Annotated in this window: 5 protein-coding genes and 1 pseudogene; 5 read left to right on the plus strand and 1 reads right to left on the minus strand. The window is 68.5% G+C overall.

What is annotated here, in order from left to right:
- Nucleotides 1–422 (minus strand): annotated as a pseudogene (locus KZA10_RS07360) (UPF0182 family protein); the annotation flags it as partial.
- 127 nt (nt 423–549) lie between these two features.
- Here KZA10_RS07360 and truB point away from each other — a divergent pair.
- The 5 genes from truB to KZA10_RS07385 all read left to right on the plus strand — a co-directional run.
- A complete protein-coding gene (gene truB / locus KZA10_RS07365; protein WP_218682533.1) occupies nt 550–1,443 on the plus strand; it encodes a tRNA pseudouridine(55) synthase TruB in 894 nt (297 codons plus the stop codon).
- Nucleotides 1,440–1,808, plus strand: a complete 369-nt coding sequence (locus tag KZA10_RS07370; RefSeq protein ID WP_218682534.1) for a hypothetical protein — start codon at nt 1,440–1,442, stop codon at nt 1,806–1,808. The genes truB and KZA10_RS07370 overlap by 4 nt, the downstream gene beginning before the upstream one ends.
- A 57-nt stretch (nt 1,809–1,865) precedes the next feature.
- Entirely contained in the window at nt 1,866–2,303 is a 438-nt protein-coding gene (locus tag KZA10_RS07375) for a hypothetical protein (protein WP_371861290.1), read from the plus strand.
- A complete protein-coding gene (locus tag KZA10_RS07380; RefSeq protein ID WP_218682535.1) occupies nt 2,300–3,250 on the plus strand; it encodes a bifunctional riboflavin kinase/FAD synthetase in 951 nt (316 codons plus the stop codon). The genes KZA10_RS07375 and KZA10_RS07380 overlap by 4 nt, the downstream gene beginning before the upstream one ends.
- A 237-nt stretch (nt 3,251–3,487) precedes the next feature.
- On the plus strand, nt 3,488–5,392 hold a 1,905-nt coding region (locus tag KZA10_RS07385), incomplete at its 3' end, for a DEAD/DEAH box helicase (protein WP_218682536.1).

Here is a 5,392-nt window from a genome sequence, read left to right on the forward strand (position 1 = left end):
GCGATGATCGCGAGGATGGCGAGACCGGGGATCGTCGCGTTCACGCCCGTGTACGCCGCACCCGTGATGCGATCGTCGGGCTCGACGAGCGTCTTGTACTGGTCGAGCCAGAGGCTCGCCGCCTGCATGTGTCGCTCGGTGATCTCGACCGCGGTACGGTGCAACCACAGCGCGCGCCGGGGATATCCCAGGTTCGCCCACTGCTGCACGACGTCCGCTGTCGATGCGGTGGCCATCTCCGAGGGCGTCGGCCACCGCTCCAACCACGCCTCGAGGTGAGGGATGACCCTCGTGACGGGCGTCTGCTGCAACATGAACTCGCTCACCAAAACGCCCCAGGCGCCGAACTCGTCATGGAAGGAAGGTCGACGCCACGGCAGGTCGCGAGCGGTCGCTCGATACCACGTCGGCAGGGGCGACATCAGCTCGAGAGAGGCCGGTGGGAGAGGCACCCGTCCAGCCTATGCGAGCGGATCGACGGCCAGGAGAGGGGAGCCACCGGGCATCCGCACGCGCAGATCCCGCTCGCGCGCTCGGTAGGCTGGGGGGATGGTCTCGCCCGGCATCCTCCTCGTCGACAAGCCCGCAGGGCTGACCAGTCACGACGTCGTCGCCCGCACGCGACGCGCGTTCGGCACCCGCAAGGTGGGGCACGCCGGAACACTCGACCCGATGGCGACCGGACTGCTGGTGATCGGCATCGAGGGCGCGACCAGGCTCCTGACCTACATCGTCGGTGCGGACAAGACCTACGTGGCGACGATCCGTCTCGGCCAGACGACGGGCACGGACGATGCGGAAGGGGAGATCCTCACCATGGCCGCGCCCGAAGCGTGGGACGCGGTGACCGATGAGGCGGTGTCGGCCGGCATCACGCAGCTCACGGGTGAGATCTCCCAGGTTCCCAGTGCCGTCTCGGCGATCAAGGTGGACGGTCGTCGCGCTTATGAGCGCGTGCGCGCCGGCGAAGAGGTCGTGCTCGCCGCACGCGATGTCGTCGTGTCGCGCTTCGACCTGCTCGCAACCAGGCGAGGCGACGGCCATCTCGATCTCGACGTCGTCGTCGACTGCTCGTCCGGAACGTACATCCGCTCCCTCGCCCGCGATCTCGGGGCCTCGCTCGGCGTCGGCGGTCACCTCACCGCGCTGCGCCGCACGCGGGTCGGTCCGTTCGATGTGTCCGATGCGGTCGGTCTCGACGCGCTGGAGGGCGCCGCGACTCTGACCCCGGGCGAGGCGGCCGGCCGGATCCTCCCCGTGCTGGAGATGTCCGGTGACGAGGCACGCGACCTCCGTCACGGCAAGCGGCTGAGCGGCCAGGCCGCGCGCCTCGAAGAGACGATCGGTGCAGCGATCGACCCGGAGGGGCTCCTGATCGGCATCGTCGAGAAGCGCGGTGCCGACCTCAAGAGCGCCATGAACATGCCGGAGGGCGACCGATGATCCTGTGGCTCACGATCGCGCAGATCGTCATCGCCGTCGCCGCCGGCATCTTCTGTCTCGTCGCGGGTCTGATCGGCAGACGGCCGAGCGACTTCAGCGTCGGCGCCCTCGCCCTCGTCGAGGTGCTGCTCATCGTGCAGATGATCGTCGCCATCGTTGCGCCGCTGATCGGGAACCCTCCGACAGGAGACCTGCTCGAGTACTGGGTCTACCTGGTCTCCGCGGTGCTCCTGCCCGTCGGCGCGGTGCTGTGGGCGCTCATGGAGCGCAGTCGCTGGAGCACGGTGATCCTCGGGGTGGCGGCGCTCGCGATCGCGGTGATGCTGTGGCGTATGCAGGTCATCTGGTCCGTCCAGATCGCGTGACGCGGCGGGTCGGAGCGCAGACCCGACCTCTTCTGCGGCTCTAAGATGGAATGCGCTATGAGCTCCACCGCCCCCTCCTCTCGGATGACCGGAATCGGTCGCGTCCTCGTGATCGTCTATGCCGTGATGGCGCTGGCCGCGACCGGACGCAGCTTCGTGCAGATCGTCCGTCGCTTCGACGAGGCGCCGCTGGCGTACGCGCTCTCCGCACTCGCCGCCGTCGTGTACATCCTCGCCACACTCGCCCTCGTCCTGGCCCGCCGCCGCGGCTGGTACTCGGTCGCTTGGGTCGCGATCGTCTTCGAGCTCACCGGCGTCCTCGTGGTGGGGGTGCTGAGCCTTCTGATGCCCGACCTGTTCCAGCATGAGACCGTGTGGTCGCTGTTCGGGCGCGGTTACCTGTTCATTCCGCTGGTCCTGCCCGTCTTCGGCATCTGGTGGCTGCGCACGCACCGCCCGGCCGACGTCGTGCGTCCGGTCGAGGTCGGCGCGTGATCGTCTTCCGCAGCCCGGAAGAGGTGCCGGACGACTTCGGACCGAGCGCGGTCGCGATCGGCAAGTTCGACGGCGTCCATGCCGGCCACCGAGCCGTGATCGAGCGCCTCGAGGAAGTGGCCGCAGCGACGGGCAGCCGGTCGGTCGCCGTCACGTTCGACCGCAACCCGCTGGCCGTGATCCGTCCCGACCGCTGCCCGGAGAACGTCGTCACGGTCGAGCGCAAGCTCGACCTCCTGGGCGAGCTCGGGCTCGACGCCACTCTGGTGCTCACGTTCGACGAGGAACTCGCCGCCCGCAGCGCTGAGGACTTCGTCGTCGACATCCTCGTCGGAGCCCTTCGGGTCTCCACGGTCCTCGTCGGGCAGGACTTCCGGTTCGGCGCTCGGGGAGCCGGCACCCCCGAGCTTCTGCGCGAGCTCGGTCCTCGTCACGGCTTCTCGGTCGAGGTCATCGACGACGTGTACCTCCCCGGCTCCACGCGACGCGTGTCGTCGAGCTGGATCCGCGAGCTGCTGATGGAGGGCGACGTCGCTGCGGCGACGACCGTGCTCGGACGCCATCCCGATGTGCGCGGAGTCGTCGTGCACGGACTCAAGCGCGGGCGGGAACTCGGGTTCCCCACGGCGAACCTCTCGACCATCGTCGATGCGTTCGTGCCGGCGGACGGCGTGTACGCGGGATGGCTCGTCGACCACGACACCGGGATCCGGCATCCGTCGGCGATCTCCGTCGGGACCAATCCCACCTTCGACGACGTCCTCGTGCGACAGGTCGAGGCTCACGTGCTGGGAGAGACGGGTCTCGACCTCTACGGGCACGACGTCACGGTCGAGTTCGTGGAGCGGCTGCGGGGCATGGTGGCCTTCGAGGGCATCGACAAGCTGATGGTGCAGATGGGTGCCGATGTCACGGATGCGGCGCGGGCTCTCGGGCTCTCGTCCTAGCCGAGAGCGGATCGCCGGTTCGACCGTGCGGGATGGACGGCTCGGCGTGGGCGATCTCCGCTGAGCGAGCGAGATGGCATAGAATGATCATCGGCTCCCGCCGAACTTCGCGACTCTCGCGTTCCCCGGCGGGAAGAAGATCCACTGTTCGCACGGTCCTGGCTCACGCCACACGCGGACAACGAGAACGGCTCATGGTTTCCTGGGGAAGCCGGAGCCTTCACGCTCAGGAGGAGCATGCCGACTACGGCAACCGCCGCCACGCGGCGCAAGAAGACGTCCCGTCGCGACGATGAGGCACCCCTCATCCCGATCCTCGCGCGCAAGGTGCGCGAGATCGAGGCGAAGTCGCAGCGAGGGAAGCTCGGTCCCACGAATCGAGTGAAGTTCCAGGTGATCGCCTTCCTGGTGCGCGAAGAGCGCGCCAGGGTGAAGGCGGATGCCGAGATCGGCGATCCCGCACGCGCCGAGTTGCTGAAGCGGCTCGACGGCGTGGCCACGATCCTCGCGAAGACGGCCGCCCGTGACACCTCACTGATCCAGCTCCTGGAAGCCGACCAGGCGACATCGCCGGTGGCCAAGCGCATGCGCCGGGACTGGCTGCTCGAATCCGGAGCCGAACTCGCCCCGGAAGAGCTCATCATCGCCGACGCCGCACCGGTGCAGATCTCCGCGATCCCGGCGGCGATCGCGGAGCGCCAGGTCACTCCGCCGTCCGTCGAGGCGCGACAGTTGGCCAACCCCTTCCTCGCTCCCGACCTGACGCCGCGTTCGACGGCCACGCCGCGCCGCCGTCTCGACGGCTGGGAGCTCATGGGGCCGCTGTACAAGGCTTTCGAGACCGGCGCCGGTGGGTCCGCCGCGTCGATGGATCTGCCGTCGGCGCCGGAATTCGACCACATCTCGCCCAAGGGCCTCGAGGTCATGGTGCATCAGTCCCGGTTCCTCGAGGCCGTCAAGGCCGGACACCGCAGCTTCCTCCTCGCCGACGAGCCCGGTCTCGGCAAGACCGCGCAGTCGGTGCTCGCCGCTTCCGTCGCTGGTGCATATCCGCTGCTGGTGGTCGTGCCCAACGTCGTGAAGATGAACTGGGCGCGCGAGGTCGAGCGCTGGACGCCCCAGCGCCGGGCGACGGTGATCCAGGGCGACGGCGATGACATCGACGCGTTCGCCGACGTGTTCATCGTGAACTACGAGATCCTCGACCGGCACATGTCGTGGCTCGCCTCCATCGGTCTGCGCGGGATGGTCGTCGACGAGGCGCACTTCATCAAGAACCTCTCCTCGCAGCGGTCGCAGAACGTGCTGTCGCTGGCCGCCCAGGTGCGCGAGCGCACTCCGGGGCACGATCCTCTGATGCTCGCCCTCACCGGTACGCCGCTGATCAACGACGTCGAGGACTTCGACGCGATCTGGCGCTTCCTCGGCTGGACCACCGGTGAGAAGCCGGGCCCTGAGCTCATGGAGAAGCTCGACGCCACAGGATTCACCCCGGCAGACAAGGCGTTCTACCCCGAGGCCCGCGATGCGGTGATCTCCATGGGGATCGTCCGTCGCAAGAAGAAGGACGTCGCCGCCGATCTCCCGGACAAGCTGATCGCCGATCTGCCGGTGCAGCTCGACGACGAGTTCGGGCGCAGCATCCGCCAGGCCGAGCGCGAGCTGGGGGAGCGGCTCGCCGCTCGCTACCGCCGTATCATCGAGGCTCGCGGAGACCGTGGGCTCGCGTCGGGAGAGATCGACGAGGACATCGTGCGGCTGGTCGCCCAGAACGAGCTCGAGGAGTCCAAGGCCGCCGGCACCGGGGGAGACAACGTCTTCACCATGGTCCGTCGCATCGGTCAGGCCAAGGCGCCGCTGGCTGCAGACTATGCCGCTCAACTGCAGCGCTCGGTCGGCAAGGTCGTGTTCTTCGCGAAGCACATCGACGTCATGGACCAGGCCGAGGCGCACTTCGCCGCGGCAGGCATCCGCTCGGTGTCGATCCGTGGCGACCAGACCTCCACGGTCCGGCAGCAGGCCATCGACGATTTCAACGGCGACCCCGAAGTCGGCATCGCCGTCTGCTCGCTCACCGCGGCAGGCGTCGGGCTCAACCTGCAGGCCGCGTCGAACGTCGTGCTCGCCGAGCTGTCGTGGACG

This window comes from Microbacterium sp. BF1 (assembly GCF_019279095.1).
In the GTDB taxonomy this organism is placed as follows: domain Bacteria; phylum Actinomycetota; class Actinomycetes; order Actinomycetales; family Microbacteriaceae; genus Microbacterium; species Microbacterium maritypicum.

Excerpts from the sequence above, each read along its gene's own strand:
- truB (WP_218682533.1), top strand. The coding sequence starts at position 550 with ATGGTCTCGCCCGGCATCCTCCTCGTCGACAAGCCCGCAGGGCTGACC.
- KZA10_RS07370 (WP_218682534.1), top strand. The coding sequence starts at position 1,440 with ATGATCCTGTGGCTCACGATCGCGCAGATCGTCATCGCCGTCGCCGCC.
- KZA10_RS07375 (WP_371861290.1), top strand. The coding sequence starts at position 1,866 with ATGAGCTCCACCGCCCCCTCCTCTCGGATGACCGGAATCGGTCGCGTC.